The sequence below is a fragment of the Hymenobacter sp. ISL-91 genome (assembly GCF_018613725.1).
Taxonomy (GTDB): domain Bacteria; phylum Bacteroidota; class Bacteroidia; order Cytophagales; family Hymenobacteraceae; genus Hymenobacter.
This window is the reverse complement of record NZ_JAGGPS010000022.1, coordinates 53,549-72,015: the sequence shown is the minus strand read 5'-3', so window position 1 is coordinate 72,015 and position 18,467 is coordinate 53,549. Positions and strand designations below refer to the sequence as shown.

Sequence of the window (18,467 nt, the reverse complement as noted above, 5' to 3'; positions counted from 1 at the left end):
CGGCCCCGTTCCCGGAGCCGGCTTCGGCGCTCAAAAACCGTGCACTATTGGCGCGGATTGTAGTACTGCTGCAGCAACCGGATGGCCCGCTCAGCCCGTTTCTGGTCGCCGATTTCCTCGGCGGCGCGGCCGATGCTGTTGAGCGTCATCAGGTAGGTCTGGAACTCCTGGTCGAACAGCGCCTGGTTGTGGGTGCTGTAGTAGGCTAGGCCGCGTTCGGCCCGGTCGGTCATGGTGTCCATGATTTCGTTGGCCCGCTGGGTTTCGCCCACCACAATAAGCGCCGGGATGAACTGGGGCACGTAGTAGTCGTAGGGAATGGCCTTGTCGGGCATCACCTCGAACGCCTTGTTGAGCACCTGCTTGGCCCGCACTTTGTCGCCCTCCATCAGCAGCGCATCGGCCAGGCGCGAGAATTTGTCGCGGTAGTTGGCCGGGAAGCGCAGGTTGTTTTCGTCGTAGAAAATACCGTCGTTGTCGAGGCCGCGGTAGGCGAAGGTCTTCATCAGCTTCTCGTACATCAGGTCCGTCTGCACGTAGCCTTCGTCGGCGGCGCCGGTTTTGGCGTCGTAGTCGGGGTTGCGGGCGGGCAGAATGCGGTAGGCCATGCCTTCGAGCTGGAAGTAGGGCTGCAGGCCCATAAAGTCGCGCGAGTCGACGGTGCTCGAAAAGTACACCGGCCGCTCCCAGTTGTTGGTGGCCAGAATATCGAGAATGAACAGGCTCTTCTTTTCGATGGCGCTCTTGCCCACGCTCCAGTCCATCTGCGGCACCAGCTGCTTGCGCCGGCTGGCCGGAATGATGCCCGACTTGGCCACAGCGGCGGTATCAACGGGCAGATAGAAGTTGCGCGAGGGGAAGGAAAGAAGGTTTTTGCCGTCGCCATAGCTTACCTGTAGCAGGGGGCTGTTGGCTTTCACCAGCTGCATAAACTGGCGCACATCCACGGCCGGCACCGCCGGGTTTTCGGCGTAGGGCAGGTAGTCGTTGGTGCCCTGCTTGTAGTCCTTGTTGTCCATCGAAACCGGCAGCGGGGCCGATTGGTAGGCGCGGCGCTTCATCTGGTCGATGTACCAGTCGGTGTTCAGGTAGCTAAGCACGGCCACGCGTACATCGGTGCGCACGCCCTCCACTTCCTGGGCGTACCAGAGCGGGAAGGTGTCGTTGTCGCCGTTGGTGAACAGGATGGCGTTGGGGGCGCAGGAGTTGAGCAGGTTCTTGGCCGAGTCAACCGACAGGTAGCGGTCCGACCGGTCGTGGTCGTCCCAGCCCTGGCTCACCATAATGCCGGGTACCACCAGGCCCGCCAGGGTTACCACGCCGGCGCGGGCAGTATCGGCCTTGATGACGGATTGCAGCAGCTCGGCTAGCGCCAGCACGCCCAAGCCAATCCAGATGGCAAAGGCAAACGTGGCCCCCGCGAAGGTGTAGTCCCGCTCGCGCGGCTCGATGGGGGGCTGGTTGAGGTAGAACACAATGGCCAGGCCCGTGAACAGGAACAGCAGGCCCACGATGAAGGCGTTGCGCCCGTCGCGGCGGATGTGGAAGAATAAACCCAGCAAGCCCAGTATCAGCGGCAGCGCGAAGAAGGCGTTGCGGGCCGGGCTGTCGGCTACGCGCTCCGGCAAACCATTGCCATCGGCGCTACCCCACAAAATGCCCGACTGCTGCAGGTCGCCCTCGCGGCCCACGTAGTTCCACATAAAGTAGCGCCAGAACATGTGGCCCATTTGGTAGCGGAACAGGAACGCCAGGTTCTGGCCCATCGTCGGCTTCACGTCTTTCTGCACATCCACCCATTTCTGGTAGTTGTATACATGCAGCGGGTCGGGGCTGTAAATGCGCGGAATCAGCATCTTGTCCTCGGAGCGGTACTCCAGCACCGGGCGGTATTCGGCTACTACATACTTATCGCCCTGGCGCACGTAGCGCGGCGCGCCCTCGTTTTGGGCAATGGGCTGGGCGTTCAGCTGGGGGCCGTACAATAGGGGCCGGTCGCCGTACTGCTCGCGCTTGAGGTAGCTTACAAACGAAAGCACATCCTCGGGGTTGTTTTCGTTGATGGTAGGGTGGTAGGAGCTGCGGATGGGAACAATCAGGTAGCTCGAATAACCAATCAGAATGAACATGAAGCTCAGCATCACGGTGTTCAGCAGTCGGCTACGACGCTGAAACGACTGCCGGAACCCGAACCAGATGAGGCCCACAAACAGCAGCAGGAAGATGATGATGCCCCAGTTAAAGGGCAGGCCCACGGTGTTCACGAAAAACACCTCGAACGCGCCCGCCAGCGTGGGCAGGCCCGGAATAATGCCGGCCAGAATCAGGCCCACAATTACGCTGCTGATAGCCAGCGTGGCCACCCCGCCCCACAGGGTAGGGTTCTGGGTGCGGCGGTAGTAGTAAATGAAGCCCAGTGCCGGAATGGCCAGCAGGTTGAGCAAGTGAACCCCGATGCTCAGACCGATAACATAGGCAATGAGCACCAGCCAACGGTCCGAATCCGACTCGTCGGCGCGGTTTTCCCACTTCAGCATCAGCCACACCACGGCAGCCGTGCACAACGACGACATAGCGTACACCTCGGCTTCCTCGGCATTGAACCAGAACGAGTCGGAGAAAGCGTAGGCCAACGCGCCCACGGCGCCCGCACCCATAATCAGCAGCGTCTGCCCGAAGCTGGGCTCCAGCTGCCGGTCGTCGTGCATGCCGGGGCGGTGCATAACGAGCTTCTTGGCCAGCATCGTGATGATCCAGAACAAGAATAGCACCGTGAACGAGGAGCTGAGCGCGGACAGCGCATTCACCAGCACCGATACCTTGGTTACGTCGCCGAAGCTGAGCATGGAGAACAGCCGGCCCAGCAGCAGGAACGTGGGCGCGCCGGGCGGATGCGGCACCAGCAGCTTATACGAGCAGGCAATGAACTCGCCACAGTCCCAGAACGAAGCCGTGGGCTCCAGGGTCATCAGGAAAACGACGGTGGCCAGGGCAAATACCAGCCAGCCCACGAGGTTATTCAGGCTTTTGTAACTCCGCATATAGGTAGAAAGAGAGGACCGCCGCTTGTAACAGGGCGGGGAAATCGGGAAAGCAGTCAGCGAAAGTTCAAAAGTAGCCAATAAGTACCGAGCCGCATGCCTAAATCAACCAATGCCCGCCTCCGCTTCAACCAACCCCCAGATTCACTCATCTGCAACGGGCAAACCAAACCAGCCGAAAACACAAAACCCCCGCCGGTAGGGGCGAGGGTCTGGTGGTTCGTTGTAGATGGGTGACTCGAAAAATCAGTTCTGCAGCACCAGCCGCTTGGTCGAAACCACCTTATCGTTTTGCAGCAGGCTGTAGAAATACATACCGGAAGGTAGGTCGGCGAGGTTCAGGGCCATGCCACGGTCGGCGGCTTCGGGGCGCAGCGCCACAGTACGTACCTCGCGGCCGATGATGTTGCTTAAGCGCAGCCGGTACTCGGTGCCTATGGCAAACTTGCTCATCGAGAGCGTAACCTGACCGTGGGCCGGGTTGGGGGCCAGCGAAAACGTAGGTGTCAGCATGCGGCCGGCCAGCGTAGGCAAGCCAGCGGCCGGGGCCTGCTTGGCAGCCGCTGTGCGCGGTACGTAGCTGGCAGCGGCCAGCAGCGGCAACTGCCACAGCAGCAGAAACAGGAAGGTGAAAAAGCGGGGCGTAAATTTCATGACATTCAGTGAAGCTATAGGGAGGAAGCGGCAGGCCGGAACCAGAAAAAAGGTGTTTCGGGTAGCCGGAGCGGTAATTTGCAACTACCGTGCCCACCCTGCCGGGAGTGGCAAGCAACTGGGAGATACCTCTTGGAGGCTGTAAGTTGCCTGCGGTTTAACGCTTTGGGGTTCAAGATACGTAAATAGTTGGTTTGTAGTCGTATGGCCACGTATAAATAATCGGCTGTGCTGCCCGACGGATGACAATGGGCCGGCGGGTGGCAGCGCGTGCTACAGGTACCGGATCTGCTTCAGGTCAAAATGGCGTACCTGCCCGCCGGTTTCCAGTGCCAGCCGGCCCGCCTCATCAAGGCCCACAATGCGGCCGCTCAGGCGCTGGCCATCGGCTTCGTAGGCATGTAGTTCTCCGAACCGGTAAAGTACGGCCAGGTACTCGGTGCGTAGTTCGCGCACCCGGCCGGCTCGCAGCTGCAGGTAGCGGCGCTCCAAGCATTCGAGCAGGCGCTCGGCCAGCGGCTCCAGCTGGTACACGCGGCCCGTGAGGCAGCTGAGCGACGTAGCCGTTGGTACCGCAAATTGCTGCTGGTTGATATTGAGACCGATACCCACAATGCTGTGCTGAATTTTTGAGCCGTTGAGCGTGTTCTCGATGAGAACACCGCCCAGCTTTTGCGCGCCGTAATACAGGTCGTTGGGCCACTTTACCCGAAGGGCGGGTGTGGGGCCAAGCAGCGCGCTTAGCCAGTCGTGCAGGGCCAGGGCCACAGCCTGGCTGAGCAGAAACTGGTCGGCGGCGGGCAGAAACACTGGCTTCCAGACCACCGATAGCGTTAGGTTTTCACCGGGCGCGGCCTCCCATTGGTTGCCCCGCTGGCCCCGGCCGGCGGTCTGTTTGTCGGTAACCACGCAGCAGCCATCCGTGGCCCGGTTTTCGCCTAGCAGTGTTTGTGCTTCCGAGTTCGTGGAGCCGCATTCGGGCAGCCAGACAAGCTGTTGGCCCGTGAAGAGCGTTTGGGGGGAAAGTGCCGCCATCTGTTTTTCGTACTTTGTGCTAGTCAAACCTACCAAGACCCTATGAAAAGTACCTCAGTTCGACAGGATTCGGACAAGTTGGCAGAAATTGTCGTGAGCGGCATGCAGGAGAAGAAAGCGTCCGATATCGTGGTGCTCGACCTCAGAGAACTCAAGAATGCCGTAGCCGATTATTTTATTATTTGTTCAGCTTCTTCCGACACCCAGATCGAGGCAATTGCCCGCTCGGTGGAAGAAGAAGTGGAAAAACTCATCGGCCAGAACCCCTGGCAGACCGAAGGCCGCACCAACCGCGAGTGGGTGCTGCTCGACTATGTTGATGTGGTCGTACACATTTTTCTGCGCGACCGTCGCCAGTTCTACGCACTCGAAGAGTTGTGGGGCGATGCCAACATCACGTACGTGGAAGAAGAAGCGTCTGCCGCGGCAAACTAAAAGGTGGGTTGCAGTGTCATTAGGCTGGCAACGAGATAATGGTGCCAGGCAAGGAAAGGAACTTTGTGCTGACTGGTTTAAGGCCGCGCAAATACCGGAGTCCAACTTGCCACCGTTTGTCCGTTGCTTGCCTCATTCTGTACTCCATAATTACTTAGCAATTCATGTCTGATACGACGCCCAAAAAGAAAAAATCCCCCCTGCCCAGTCCGGCTCCCAAGCCCGGTATGCAGTTGTGGGTCCTCTCCGGGTTGGTGGCGCTTATCCTCGGGATGGTCTATTTCTCCGGCGGTAGCCGGTTGGTAGAAATCAAGCAGCGCGATTTTGAGCAGATGCTTACGGCCGGCGACGTAGCCGACGTGGCCCTGGTGAATGACCGCGAGGTGCAGGTAACCTTGAAAAAAGAGGCCCTGCAGAAACCTGAATACAAGAGCCGCCTCACCACTCAGCGCAGCCCATTGGCATTGCCCGGGGCTGGCGTTTCTGCTACCGGGCCGCAGTTTGCGTTCCGCGTAGTCGAAGGCAAGGTATTCAAGGAAGACTTCGACAAGCTGCAGGCTACCCTGCCTGCTGACCGGCAGATTGGCCTGAAAATAACCGAGGAGCGTGGCTTCGGCGACTTCCTTGGCACATGGGGCTTTATGATTCTGCTCTTCGTGGGTTTCTGGTTCCTGATGCGCCGCATGAGTGGCGCGGGCGGACCCGGCGGCCAGATTTTCAACATCGGCAAGAGCCGCGCCGCCCTGTTTGAGGGGGGCGACAAGGTAAAAATCACGTTTAAGGACGTGGCTGGCCTTGAGGAAGCCAAAGAAGAAGTAGAGGAAATCGTGGAGTTCCTCAAGAACCCTTCGAAATTCACTGTGCTCGGCGGCAAAATTCCGAAAGGTGCCTTGCTGGTAGGCCCTCCTGGCACCGGCAAAACCCTGCTGGCCAAAGCCGTAGCTGGTGAAGCCGACGTGCCATTCTTCTCGCTCTCGGGCTCCGACTTTGTAGAAATGTTCGTGGGTGTGGGCGCGGCCCGGGTGCGCGACCTGTTCAAGCAGGCCAAGCTAAAAGCGCCATGTATCATCTTCATTGATGAGATTGACGCCATCGGCCGCAGCCGTAGCCGTGGCAACACGCCCGGCGGCAACGATGAGCGCGAGAATACGCTCAACTCGCTGCTGGTAGAAATGGATGGCTTCGGCACCGATTCCGGCGTTATTATTCTGGCCGCTACCAACCGCCCCGATACGCTCGACTCGGCCCTGCTTCGTCCCGGCCGCTTCGACCGTCAGATCAGCATCGACAAGCCCGACATCAACGGCCGCACCCAGATCTTCAGCGTCCACCTCAAGCCCCTCACGCTGGGCCCCGATGTGGATGACCGCAAGCTGGCGGCCATGACGCCCGGCTTTGCCGGTGCCGAAATTGCCAACGTCTGCAACGAAGCCGCCCTGATTGCCGCCCGCCGCGACAAGAAGATGGTGACCATGCAGGACTTCACCGATGCCGTTGATCGTGTAATTGGTGGCCTGGAAAAGAAAAACAAAATCATCAGCCCCGGCGAGAAGCGGATTGTGGCTTACCACGAAGCCGGCCACGCGGTGGCTGGCTGGTTCCTGGAGCACGCCGATCCGTTGGTGAAGGTTAGCATCGTGCCGCGCGGCGTGGCTGCGCTGGGCTATGCGCAGTACCTGCCCCGCGAACAGTTCCTGTATAACACCGAGCAGCTCATGGACGAAATGTGCATGACGCTGGGCGGCCGCGCTGCCGAGGAGTTGGTGTTTGGTAAGATTTCGACCGGCGCGCTAAGCGACTTGGAGCGCATCACGAAAACGGCCTACAGTATCGTAACCATGTACGGCATGAACGAAAAGCTGGGCAACGTATCGTTCTACGACTCAAAGGGGCAGGACCAGTATGGTTTCAGCAAGCCCTATTCGGAGGCTACTTCGCAGATGATTGACGAAGAGGTACGCGCCATCATCAGCCAGGCGTACGTCCGGACCAAGGAACTGCTCACGGAGCGCCGCCACGAGCTGGAAGTAATTGCCAAGGAGCTGCTGGAGAAGGAAGTGCTTTTGCAGGACGACCTGTTGCGCCTCGTGGGGCCCCGTCCTTACGACACCCAAACCAGCTACCAGGCCCACATGGCCGGCACCGACCGCTCGGAAACGCTGAGCGAGCGGAAGCAGGAGCACCCCGTAGCCTTGGATAATGATCTGCCCGAGTTAAACCTGCCCGGTCTGGATCAAAATGGGGATGTTGCCGGTGGTTCCTCTACCGGATCTACAGGCTCAGCCGTGACCCCTATGTAGTCTACAGCCGAAGAACACAAAAGAGCCCGCTGCCAGATGTTGGCAGCGGGCTCTTTTGTGTATTATCTAAACAGGTCTGTTCTTGATAATGCAGGACCAGCTAATTGGTTATGCGGCCCTTTCTTGCAGAAACTGCTGAAAGGGTTTCAGTGTACGGATTTTCTCGAAGCCCTGATGAGCCAGTGCCGCCCGCACGCCGGGCAGCAGCTCTTGTAGCCAGTCCTGGAAATCTGCTTCGGTGGCCGGGAGATACTGGGTGGCCGGCGCGGTCGGGGCGGAGTAGCTGACGGCAGGCGTATTGTGCATGGCGGGTTTAAAGAGTAGGTTCGATGGCGGAAATACCAAAAAGATGCCACTATCCCGGCAGGCTGGCTACAGTTCAGCTAGTTAAAATGAATTCACCAGCACTTATGGCCTCTAGTGGGGCTGCAGAGTACAACTGGACGGTTGGCACATGCCCGAATTTTATAAGTCGCTTTTTTCTCCTACTAACGGAGTTAGCTCTGATTCCCGTAGTGGGGCAGTGAGCGGCCCCGATTCCCATAGCGAGCTTTGGCCGTGTTTTCTACAAGTGAAACCCGCTTACCTTTGCTGCATGGCCGAAAGCTCCCGTGACCTTGTTCTACGCCGTATCCGTGAGGCCCTGCAGACGCCCGGGCCCGCCCCCGTGCCCCGGCCCGATTTTGCGGCTCCGCTACACCCCAGGCCTGCCGCCGCCGATGATTTGGCCGTGGCCTTTGCCCAAAGCTTTGTGCGGGTAGGCGGGGCGTTTTACTATTGCGAATCGGAGGAGCACTTCTACGATCAGCTTTTTCTCTATAAAAAGGAGCAGCAGTTGGAAAACCTATACGTATGGGAGCCGGAGTTGAAAAAGCTGCTACACGCTGGCGGCCTGGTTTTTCAGGGTGATGAAAATGATTTTCGGGAGCAGGCCGATGCGGGCCTGACGAGTTGTGAGGCCCTGGTGGCCCGTACCGGCAGTATTCTGGTGTCGGGGGCTACGGGTAGCGGGCGCCGGCTGAGCATCTATCCCGACCAGCACCTGGTACTGGCCCGCACCTCGCAGGTAGTGGCCGACATCGTCGACGCGCTACAGCTGATGCAAACCAAATACGGCCCCGGCCAGCTGCCCTCCATGATGTCTCTGACCTCGGGGCCCAGCCGCACCGCCGATATCGAAAAAACGCTGGTACTCGGGGCGCATGGTCCGCGCCGCCTGGCCCTTTTTCTACTAGATGACGCGCCCGCTCCAACTGCCTGATCTGGCCCTGCCGCCCGGCCGCCGGGTGTATTTTGCCTCCGATTTCCATCTTGGCGCCCCCGATGCCGCCCGCTCGCGCGAGCGGGAAAAGCGTATTGTGCGCTGGCTCGATGAAGTGGCCCGCGACGCGGCCGCCATTTACCTGCTGGGCGACATCTTCGATTTCTGGTTTGAGTACCGCCACGCCATCCCGCGGGGCTTTACGCGCCTGCAGGGCAAGCTGGCCGAACTGACGGATACGGGTTTGCCGGTTACCTTCTTCACCGGCAACCACGATATGTGGATGTTCGATTACTTCACCCAGGAGCTTAACATTCCCATTTTGCGCCACCCGGTCAGCCAGCGCATAGGTGGGCACCAGTTCCATATCGGCCACGGCGACGGGCTCGGCCCCGGCGACCACACCTATAAGGTGCTAAAGAAAGTATTTGCCTCGCCGGTGGCCCAGTGGCTGTTTGCGCGGCTGCACCCTAACTTCGGCATCGGGCTGGCCAACCGCTGGAGCCGCCACAGCCGCCTGCAAAACGGCCCTTCCGACGACCACTTCCTCGGCGACGACGAGTGGCTGCTGACGTATTGCCGCGAGATGCAGCAGCAGTTCCCGCACGAGTACTATGTTTTCGGCCACCGCCACCTGCCCCTCGACGTAGAAGTAGCCCCCGGCAGCCGTTACCTCAACCTCGGCGAATGGGTCAATTATTGCACCTATGGCGTGTATGATGGGCAGCAACTGGCGTTACGGGAATATGAGAAGTGAGAAGGTTAAGCTGAGAAACGAGCGGGTGGACGTGCAAAGCCCTTGTCATCCTGATCAGCGCGCGGGATCTTGTCCCGCGAGCCCAACACTCGCTGCTAGTTGGGCTCGCGGGACAAGATCCCGCGCGCTGCTCAGGATGACAGTTTTTTCTATTCGCTTTCTTCTGGTCTCACTTCTCATTTCTCATCTCTCACTTCTAACACCACTTCTCACCAGCGCCCAAACCACTGCGCCCCCGGCGGGCTCGGTGGCGCCGGCTGGGCAGGCCGCGCCGGTAGCGCGCCTGCTCCCCGATACAGCCGGTGCCGCCCGGGGCTGGCAGCTGGTGCGCAGCTTGGCCCTGCCCCAGCCGGGCGCGGCCTCGCTGGATAGGCGCGGCAACCTGTATGTAACTGACCGCCAGAACAACCTGCGCCAATATGGGCCCGAAGGGGAGGCTCTGAACGTGTATGCCCCGCCGTTGCCCGGCCACGTGATGCAGGTAGAAGCCTGGAACACGGCTAAAGTGCTGGTTTTCTACGACGACCGCCAGCAGGTGCTGCTGCTCGACCGGTTTCTGTCGCCCATCAGCGAGCTGCCGCTGCCCCAGCTGCTCGATGGCCAGGCCCGCGTGGTAACATTGGCCCCCGACGACCGGTACTGGCTCTTCAACGAGTCGGACCTGACGCTGCGGCAGTTTGATGCCACCCAGAAACGCTTTACCATTTCCACGCCGCTTGATATTCTGATTGGCCGCTCGCGGCCCGATTTCCGGTTTCTGCGTGAGTACCAGAACAACCTCTATCTGGTAGATAGGGTAGGGGGCGTGTACGTATTCGATAACCTGGGCAACTTTCGCAAGAAGCTGCCGCTGCCGGGCCTGAACTATGTGGGCTTCCGCTCCGACGAACTTTACTACTTAGGGCCGGCCGGCGAGCTACGGTTTTTTCACTTGTACAACCTCACCGAACGCGCCCTGCCGCTGCCGCTGGCCGGCGTGCAGCAGGTGCTCGTAAGCGAGCAATATGCCTACCTGCTGACAGCGGCCGGCGTGCAGGTGTACAAAATACCGGGCAGGTAAAGCCAATGGGCCAATGTAGGTTGGATGGTGTTGCTGTATCAGGTTGGCTGATAGTTGTTTGTGAGACTTGAAGTTGGGCCGGCTGCTTAACGCGGGCGGGTACTACAGGGTGGCCGGCCAACGGTATTTCTGGCTATATTTGAGAACTGCCCGCTCGCTCTGCTCCGCCACAACCACTTCGTCTGTATGCCCATTGCTCCGCGCCGCCGCGCCGCACGCTTTTTGCCGTTTGCGCTGCTTTCTACGCTGCTGAGCGCGGCTTTCTCTTTCCAGGCGGAAGCCCAGAATCCGGCCCGGCCCGTGCTGCCGCCCGCCCGGCTGGCCCCCGAACTGCGCCGGCCAGGCAACTCCGGGTTACGTGCGCTGCGGGTCAGCGTGGCCAACGAAACGGCGTTCCGGCAATGGCTCGGGCGCAGCCATCCGGGAGCAGTGGCTGAGGCGGAGCCGCGCCAGCCCAACATGCTGCGGGTGCGTGGCATCGGGGCGGCAGCCCTGGCCGAAAGCCCCTTAGTGCTTTTCGTGCAGGCAGCCGACCGCAGGGCGCGGCCCGAACGGGAGTTGGGCGGGCTCGATTTGGGGGCAAACAAAGTAACAGCCGTCCATGCGCGTTATCCTACGCTCACGGGGCAGGGGCTCACCGTTTCGGTGAAAGAAAGCCCGCTGGATATAGCCGACCTCGACTTCCGGGGCCGGCTGCTGGAGCCCGATCCATTGGCCCCGCTGCTTAACTCGCACGCTACTACCATGGCCACCATCATTGCCGGGGCCGGCAACACCTCGCCCGATGGCCGCGGGGTGACCTGGCAGGCGCGCATTGCCCAGTCGAGCTACGACAACCTGCTGCCCGACGATGGGGTGCAGCTTGCCGCGCGGAGTGTATCGGTGCAGAACCACTCCTATGGGGTGGAAGTGGAGAATTTTTATGGCCTGGAGGCCCGTGCCTACGACCAGCAGGCGCGGCAGTATCCCACGCTGCTCCACGTGTTTTCGAGCGGCAACTCGGGCCCAAGGCCGGCTCCGGCTGGCCCCTATGCCGGCCTCGACAGCGTGGCTAACCTTACCGGCGAGTTCAAGAATGCCAAAAACAGCCTTAGCGTAGGCGTTACCGATGCTTTGGGCGCAGTCAGCCCGTTCAGTTCCCGTGGCCCCGCTGCCGATGGCCGTTTAAAGCCCGAGCTGGTGGCATTCGGCGACGGGGGCAGTTCCGACGCGGCGGCGCTGGTGTCGGGTATTAGCCTGCTGGTGCAGCAAGCCCACCAGCAGCGGCGCAACACCCTGCCCACCGCCGCGCTGGTGCGGGCCGCATTGCTCAATTCGGCTGACGATGTAGGCCGGCCGCAGGTTGACTTTGTGGCCGGTTACGGCCAAGCCGATGCGTTGGGAGCCGTGCAAACTATGCTCGACGGTCGGTTTGTAGAAGGCACCGCCACCACCGGCCAGGAGCGGATGTTTTCGGTTACCGTGCCCCCCGGTGTGCATCGCCTCAAAATAACCCTGGCCTGGACCGACCCCGAAGCGGCTGCGGGCACGGCCTCGGCCCTCATCAACGACCTCGACCTGACCCTACGCCGGCCCGCTACCAATCAGCAGTGGCTGCCCTGGACGCTGAGTGCCTACCCGCACCGCGACTCGCTGGCCCGTCCTGCCCGCCGCCGCCCTAATCACCGCGACAATGCCGAGCAAATTACCCTCGATACGCCAGTAGCCGGAACCTATGAGCTGCGGGTGCGTGGTTTTGCCGTGCCCCAGGGCCCGCAGGCGTTCAGCGTAGCCTACGAGTTCGAAACGGGGTTAAGCTGGGTAGCGCCCACCAAAGCCCGGGGCCTGGAAGCTGCCGGAGCCGGCCAGCTGCTGCGCTGGCAGTGGGCTGGCCCGGCCACCACAGCCCGCCTCGAATACAAGCCCGTGGGCCAGCCCGCCTGGACCGTCCTGAGCCCCAGCGTGAATCTGGCCGATAAGCTGTACCGCTGGACGGCCCCCGACATCACCCAGCCCGCCCAGTTACGGCTGGTATCCGGGGCCGTTACGGCCGTGTCCGATACATTTTTTGTGGCCCGTCCGTTGGTGCTTTCCGTGGCGTATAGCTGCCCTCAGGAAGCGCTCCTGACGTGGCGGCGCGTACCCGGTGCTACGCAGTATCAGGTATATAGCCTTGGATCTACGCTGCTCACGCCGTTCCGCCGGGTTGCCGATACGGTGCTGGTGCTAACGGCCGCCGAGGCCACTGCCCGCTACTTTGCTGTCGCGCCGGTTATAGCCGGGCGCGTTGGCGTACGGGGCCCGACGCAGGATCTGGAGCAGGCTGGCAATGGTTGCTACGTACGCTCCTTTCTGCCCCGCCAGCTGGTAACCGATACGGTGCAGTTCGACCTGACGCTGGGCTCTACGTTTCGGTTGCAGACGATAGCGCTGCAACGCCAACGTTCTGATGGCAGCTTTGAGGACGTCCACCTGCTGAATGCCGGGCCGAGCACTGACCTGGTGCTGACGGACCCTACCCCTGTTACGGGGTATGCGCGGTATCGGGCACGGCTTCGGCTCGATAACGGCAGCGAGATATACAGCCAGCCCGAACGGGTATTCCGGGTGGCCGAGGCAGCCGCCGTGCTGGTTTACCCGGTGCCGTTAGTGGCTGGTGAGCCATTGCGCATTGTGCTGCCCCCCAACGAAACCGCCCAAGTACGCTTGTTCGACCTGACAGGCCGATTGTTGCGTGATGAGGTAGCTGAAGTAGGCGTCATCAAGCGCATCGCCACCGATGCGCTGCGGCCCGGCACCTACTTGCTGCGCATCCGGCTGCAATCCGGCGCCCAAATCACCCGGCGCATTTTGGTGCTATAGCTAACTCAGGTTGCGGAGGGCAAGGCAGGGGCGGGGCTTGTTCCCGCCCGCCGCCTGAACGATACGGTAAACGCTAGTTCAACGGCTCCTCAATGCCTCGTTCAACGGAGGGCGGGGACAAGCCCCGCCCCTACAGCGAGCCAACGGACTTACTGTGCAACTTGGATTATAGAAGCAGGTTAGAAAGTAACCGGAAGCAAAGCTGACTGTCATGCCTCCCTGAAAAGCCTCATAAGCAGCCCAAATAAAAACCGCCCCAACTCGTTTGAGTTGGGGCGGTTTTTATTTGGGCTGCTTATGAGGCTAACAGCTTAGTACACGTAGTTAAGAGCCGTACGGTCGTTGGCGGTGAAAGGACGGTCGCCAGTCGAGCCAATGCAGGCCAGCATCCACGAGTTCGGATCGGCACCGGAAGGCGTACCGGGAATCAGGATGGCTCCAACGCCGCTGGATCCTTCGTTGGAAGCTGCTCCGCCGCAGCTGTATGCGCGGTTGAAGTAGTCGGTGTGGCGGAAGCCGAGGCAGTGACCCATCTCGTGGGCCATGATGGTGGCTACGTTATTGATAGAGCGAGCCCCAATTACGCTCGGAGCCAATTGAAAGCCGGGAGCAGGATTACCGTTGGATGGGAAACCACCCGAGCGGCCCAGTACGCCGGGGCCCAGGTTGGCCGAGTACGTAATCGGCAGGTCGGCCTGACCCGAGGTGATGCGGCGCATGGTGATGCGCAGGCCCAGCGCGTTGTAGCGGCGGATGGCCTCGTCGGCAGCCTGCACGTAACCGTTCGGGAACTGGCTCGATACGCTTACCGTCAGTACCCGGGGCAGGCGGCCTACCAGGTTGGTAGTGCGGTACTGCTCATCCTGGCCCACACGCAGCAGGTTCTGCTCAGGCTGGCTGGCCAGCATTTCGTTGGTTAGCAGAATATCGCCTTCTACAACTACGCCTTCGTCCGTTTTCACGGCACCCGTTGCCGTAAAGCCCAAGGCTTTAATCTGGCCGATAGTAGCTTCCGACACCTCGTTCTTGATGGTAACGTTGTCTTTTTCCTGACACGAGGAGAGGCCGAGGCCCAGTCCGGTAGCAGCCAGCAAAGCCAGTAGCGTATTTTTCTTCATGGTGTTTGGTTGTGAGAGGTGGAATGGTGGAACAGTGAGGTAAACATAGTGTTTTATTGAAGATATTTCAAAATAGTTGCCGGTTATTTGACAAAATAATATACATTATACTTTCCTTATACCGATTGCATAAAATTGCGTAATCTGCTCAGGCAGTAGAATTAAAGCGGTTTATTTGGATTATGTGAGGAGGAAAATGTTTTCATATGCTGCTCGCTCAATCTGGTCGCCGCTGCCACCTCAGGTGTTGCGGTGGCTGTGGGGGTGCTAACTGGTGGGGCTTAGCTGCCCCGGCTATTTGGCTATCTTTGTCGATAACCCATTTCGTGCCGTTGGCTTGTTGGCCGCGGACTTACCTATATAGATTCTCCAAGCCGTGGCTTGTTCCTCCTGTTCTTCCGGCGGCGGCGGTTGCTCTACCAACGCTACTACTTCGGGCTGCGGCTCCAAGGGTAGCTGTAGCAGCGGCTGTACCCGCCTCAATGTATTCGACTGGCTCCAGGATCTGGATATGCCCAGCGACTTTAAAGAGTTCGACCTTGTGGAAGTCCGCTTCAAGGGCGGCCGCAAAGACTTTTTCCGCAACCAGAGCCGCCTGCCGCTCATCACCGGCGACGCCGTAGTGGTGGAGGCGGCCGGCAGTGGCTGGCACCTAGGCCATGTGTCGCTGAAGGGCGAGCTGGTACGCCTGCAGATGAAAAAGAAAAAGGTCCCCCTCGACTCAAAGGATATCCGCCCTATTCTGAGGGTGGCCACCGACGACGATGCCGAGCGCTGGCAGGCCGTACGCGACCTCGAAACGGGCACCATGTTCCGGGCCCGCGCCGTGGTGGAGGAGCTGCGCCTGCGCATGAAGCTCTCCGACGTGGAGTACCAGGCCGACCGTACCCGCGCCACGTTCTTCTACTCGGCCGATGACCGCGTAGACTTCCGCGACCTGATCCGGCGGCTGGCCGACGAGTTTCGGGTGCGGGTAGAAATGCGCCAGATTTCGCTGCGCCACGAGGCCGGCCGGCTTGGTGGCATCGGCAGCTGCGGCCGTGAGCTGTGCTGCTCCACCTGGCTTTCCGATTTCAAGAGCGTAAGCACTACCGCCGCCCGCTACCAGAACCTGAGCCTGAACCCGGCCAAGCTTTCTGGCCAGTGCGGCCGCCTTAAGTGCTGCCTCAACTACGAGCTCGATACCTACCTCGACGCCCTCAAGGACATTCCGCAGGTGCAGCGCCCATTGCTGACCGAAAAGGGCGAATACACGCTGCAGAAAACCGACATCTTCCGCCGTAAAATGTGGTTTGCCGTGCGCGGCGACAACAACTGGGTGGTGCTGCCGGTGGAGCGCGTGCGCGAGGTGCTGGAGATGAACAAGCGCGGCGAAAAGCCCGATACGCTGCTCGTGCCGGTGCGCGAGGAAGAGCGGGCTCCCGAGGTAACCGCCATTGTGGAAGGCTCGCTGGAGCGCCTCGATGATAAGATAACCTCCTCGTCGGGCACTAAGCGGCCCAAGCGCGGCAAAAAGAAGCCCGCCGACGAAGCGCCCGCCACTGCTCGTACGCCCCGCTCGGGCCGGCCTGAACGCCCGGCGCGGGTTGCCGCGTCCGATACCGATAACAGTTCCGCTTCCGCCAAACCAAGTGGCCCAGCCGAAGGCACCGATGCTGCTGAGGAGCGTGCGCGGCCCCGCGGAGCCGCCGCCAAGCCCCTCAACCGCCGCTCGGGTCGTGGCCGGGGCGGCGAGGGCCGCAGTGGTGGCGAAGGCCGGGGCGAAAACCGGCGCGGTGCGGGCAAAGCTGCTCCCGAAGGCGGGGCCACCGATGCCCCCCGGCCTGCCCGTGAAGCGGGGCGTCCACCCCGCAACGACGGTTCGCAGGGCAACGCCGAGGGCGGTAAGCCCGAGGGCAGCGACGGCCGCTCGGCCGAGCGCCGGGGCCGTTCGGGCAGCCGCCGCACGGGCCGCTCGGCTGGCCGCGAAGGCCGCACCGATGGCGGCAGCACTCCACCCTCACCCTCCGCCGACTCCTGATGCTTAGCCTTTCTAACTCTATGCACGCTTTAACGCGCGGATTTATCGTTTTAACGGGGGGGCTGCTGCTGGCTGCCTGCGACCCGGCCGAGGTCTACGAAAAGAACATCGACTTGGAATCGCCCGCGGGCGACCCTTACGTGTGGGCCGTGCAGAACAAGCCCACGTTTGAGTTTGAAATAACCGATCCGGTGCCCCGCTACGACGTGTTTCTCAATGTCCGGAATACCGCCGATTACAGCTATTACAACCTCTACGCCCGCGTAACACTCACGGGGCCCGACGGGCAGATTATCTCGCGCAAGCTGCACGATATGAACCTGATGGACCCTAAAACCGGCGAACCGCTGGGCAACGGCAGCGGCGACATCTTCGACCACCGCATTCTGGCCCTTCCCAACCAGGAGTTCAGCAAGCCCGGTACCTACCGGGTGCAACTGGAGCAGTATATGCGCCAGGACCAGCTGCCTGGTATTATGGCTGTGGGCGTGCGCGTAGCCCGTCGCGAAGCAGGCCAGTAGCAAAAGCCACCACCACCGACGAACAACTGGTAATGTCAACCAAAAGCAGGGCTCCGTTCCGGCGAAACAAACTGTTTCGCCGGAACGGAGCCCTGCTTTTGGCAACAGATGGCAGTTTTTTAGCTGACTATTGAAAAAGATAGGCGCTTAAATCCGCTCTACTTTTACCGCGTTCTGCCCTTTGCGTCCATCAACAATATCAAAGCTGACGCGGTCATTTTCGCGAATTTCATGCACCAAGCCGGTTTGGTGCACGAAGATTTCCTGGTTGTCTTCGTCCTGTATGATGAAGCCGAAGCCTTTGGCTTCATTGAAAAATTTAACGGTGCCTGTTTTCATAAAGGTGTTAAGTGGTTGAGAAAATGGTGGAAAGAACAGCAAGTGAGCCTGAAGTAAAGGCTATACCTAAGCGCGGTAAATCTACGCTGTTTTTTAAATCAACAAAAAAGCCCGGGTGCAAAACGTGGCTGCCGGGGCTGCGTATGTACCAGCACCGCCACTTAAGCCCTTCGCAGCCATGTCCGATAACACCCAGAAGCCCACTAATACGCCCGAAAATCCTGCCAGCGCGCTGCCAGCCGAGCTGCGCACTCCAGACAACACCGCCGCCGGGCAACCCGTGGCCAACGACGAGTTCAACCACGAACAAAATGAAGTAGCCGGGGCCAGCCGGGGCGAATTCGGCCGCCAGTCGGAGCAGGGCGCCACCCAGGGGGGCTACGGCAACGAGGCCAGCCGCAGTACCGATACCTACGCTGGGCCGCCGGTGCAGGCCCCGGCAACCTCTGGTTACGATGGCGAGCGGACGCAAAACAAGGACGGTGTGCCGTCGGCCGAAAATGGCAGCTTTGGCACCGTTGCCGTGGGTGCCGGCCACGATGAGCCTGAGTCGGCCGTTGGGCCACTGTTTGGCAACGACAACGATGCGCCTACCGGCACCGGCTCAGCGTATGCCCAAAACTATGGTACCTCTTCGCTTGGCGGACAACCCAATGCAGAGGTTGAGCCCGGTGGAGCACACCGCAACCAGCGCGAAGACTACACCCCGGGACACCCGGAGGGAGGGCCAGCCGGCCAGCAGACTGGTCGGGCAAGCAGCAACGCCGGATACGGCAGTGGCGAAGCCGGAGCTACTCCGCCTACCCACGCCGACCGTAGCGGCTACGAGGCTGCCGGCTCGACTGATGCAGAGGGTGACGAGGCGCAAGGCTTCGGCTCGCAAGGTGGCTCGTACAACGACGAGTACGACGACTCGGCACCGGCTGCTGCTACTGGCTCGCCTGCTAAGGGAGACTTCGACAAGCAGCAGGGCGCCGGCAACTATGGTGAAGCGTCGGATGAGCGTACCAATGCCTCCGACTCGCCCGATTATGGGGCTAGCCCCGGTCCGCCTAAAAAGTAACCGGGTTATAAGGGGGGCTGGG

The 18,467-nt window shown here is 60.7% G+C and carries 15 protein-coding genes; 9 read left to right on the top strand and 6 right to left on the bottom strand.

Going from position 1 to position 18,467, the window contains the following annotated elements:
* Positions 1–44 precede the first annotated feature (44 nt).
* The 3 genes from J7E24_RS09850 to J7E24_RS09840 form a co-directional block, all read right to left on the bottom strand.
* Positions 45–3,041, bottom strand: a complete 2,997-nt coding sequence (locus J7E24_RS09850; protein WP_215137608.1) for a DUF2723 domain-containing protein — start codon at positions 3,039–3,041, stop codon at positions 45–47.
* Between the two features lie 246 nt (positions 3,042–3,287).
* On the bottom strand, positions 3,288–3,695 hold the full coding sequence (locus tag J7E24_RS09845) for a T9SS type A sorting domain-containing protein (RefSeq protein WP_215137606.1): 408 nt from the start codon (positions 3,693–3,695) through the stop codon (positions 3,288–3,290).
* Positions 3,696–3,968: 273 nt separating this feature from the next.
* Positions 3,969–4,730, bottom strand: coding sequence for a biotin--[acetyl-CoA-carboxylase] ligase (locus tag J7E24_RS09840; RefSeq protein ID WP_215137604.1), 762 nt, complete (start codon positions 4,728–4,730; stop codon positions 3,969–3,971).
* Positions 4,731–4,772: 42 nt separating this feature from the next.
* Between J7E24_RS09840 and rsfS the strand changes: the two genes are divergently transcribed.
* Together rsfS and ftsH are read left to right on the top strand one after the other, a co-directional pair.
* A complete protein-coding gene (gene rsfS / locus J7E24_RS09835; protein WP_176907965.1) occupies positions 4,773–5,165 on the top strand; it encodes a ribosome silencing factor in 393 nt (130 codons plus the stop codon).
* A 164-nt stretch (positions 5,166–5,329) separates the two neighbouring features.
* The gene (ftsH, locus tag J7E24_RS09830) at positions 5,330–7,465 is read left to right on the top strand and encodes an ATP-dependent zinc metalloprotease FtsH (protein ID WP_215137602.1); all 2,136 of its coding nucleotides are present in this window, start codon (positions 5,330–5,332) and stop codon (positions 7,463–7,465) included.
* Between the two features lie 108 nt (positions 7,466–7,573).
* Here ftsH and J7E24_RS09825 read toward each other — a convergent pair whose 3' ends face one another.
* Complete coding sequence (locus tag J7E24_RS09825; protein WP_215137600.1) at positions 7,574–7,771, bottom strand: hypothetical protein; 198 nt, start codon at positions 7,769–7,771, stop codon at positions 7,574–7,576.
* Between the two features lie 289 nt (positions 7,772–8,060).
* Between J7E24_RS09825 and J7E24_RS09820 the strand changes: the two genes are divergently transcribed.
* The 4 genes from J7E24_RS09820 (at position 8,061) to J7E24_RS09805 (ending at position 13,384) form a co-directional block, all read left to right on the top strand.
* Positions 8,061–8,726 carry a lactate utilization protein C gene (locus J7E24_RS09820; RefSeq protein ID WP_215137598.1) on the top strand — a complete coding sequence of 222 codons (666 nt, stop codon included), beginning with the start codon at positions 8,061–8,063 and terminating at the stop codon, positions 8,724–8,726.
* Positions 8,701–9,483: a UDP-2,3-diacylglucosamine diphosphatase gene (locus J7E24_RS09815; RefSeq protein WP_215137596.1), complete on the top strand. Its 783-nt coding sequence runs from the start codon at positions 8,701–8,703 to the stop codon at positions 9,481–9,483. The genes J7E24_RS09820 and J7E24_RS09815 overlap by 26 nt, the downstream gene beginning before the upstream one ends.
* 136 nt (positions 9,484–9,619) lie before the next feature.
* Complete coding sequence (locus J7E24_RS09810) at positions 9,620–10,543, top strand: hypothetical protein (RefSeq protein WP_215137594.1); 924 nt, start codon at positions 9,620–9,622, stop codon at positions 10,541–10,543.
* 186 nt (positions 10,544–10,729) lie between these two features.
* Positions 10,730–13,384 (top strand): S8 family serine peptidase, encoded by a 2,655-nt coding sequence (locus J7E24_RS09805; RefSeq protein WP_215137592.1) that lies wholly within the window; start codon positions 10,730–10,732, stop codon positions 13,382–13,384.
* A 311-nt stretch (positions 13,385–13,695) separates the two neighbouring features.
* Here the strand turns inward: J7E24_RS09805 and J7E24_RS09800 are convergent, their stop codons facing one another.
* Positions 13,696–14,502 carry a M57 family metalloprotease gene (locus tag J7E24_RS09800; protein WP_215137590.1) on the bottom strand — a complete coding sequence of 269 codons (807 nt, stop codon included), beginning with the start codon at positions 14,500–14,502 and terminating at the stop codon, positions 13,696–13,698.
* Positions 14,503–15,013: 511 nt separating this feature from the next.
* On the opposite strand from J7E24_RS09800, the gene ricT reads away from it, so the two are divergent.
* Both ricT and J7E24_RS09790 read left to right on the top strand, forming a co-directional pair.
* Entirely contained in the window at positions 15,014–16,522 is a 1,509-nt protein-coding gene (gene ricT, locus J7E24_RS09795) for a stage 0 sporulation family protein (RefSeq protein WP_215137588.1), read from the top strand.
* Between the two features lie 20 nt (positions 16,523–16,542).
* Positions 16,543–17,043, top strand: coding sequence for a gliding motility lipoprotein GldH (locus J7E24_RS09790; protein ID WP_215137586.1), 501 nt, complete (start codon positions 16,543–16,545; stop codon positions 17,041–17,043).
* A gap of 147 nt (positions 17,044–17,190) precedes the next feature.
* Here J7E24_RS09790 and J7E24_RS09785 read toward each other — a convergent pair whose 3' ends face one another.
* Positions 17,191–17,382 carry a cold-shock protein gene (locus tag J7E24_RS09785; RefSeq protein ID WP_215137584.1) on the bottom strand — a complete coding sequence of 64 codons (192 nt, stop codon included), beginning with the start codon at positions 17,380–17,382 and terminating at the stop codon, positions 17,191–17,193.
* Between the two features lie 178 nt (positions 17,383–17,560).
* Between J7E24_RS09785 and J7E24_RS09780 the strand changes: the two genes are divergently transcribed.
* Complete coding sequence (locus tag J7E24_RS09780; RefSeq protein ID WP_215137582.1) at positions 17,561–18,445, top strand: hypothetical protein; 885 nt, start codon at positions 17,561–17,563, stop codon at positions 18,443–18,445.
* Positions 18,446–18,467: the final 22 nt, after the last annotated feature.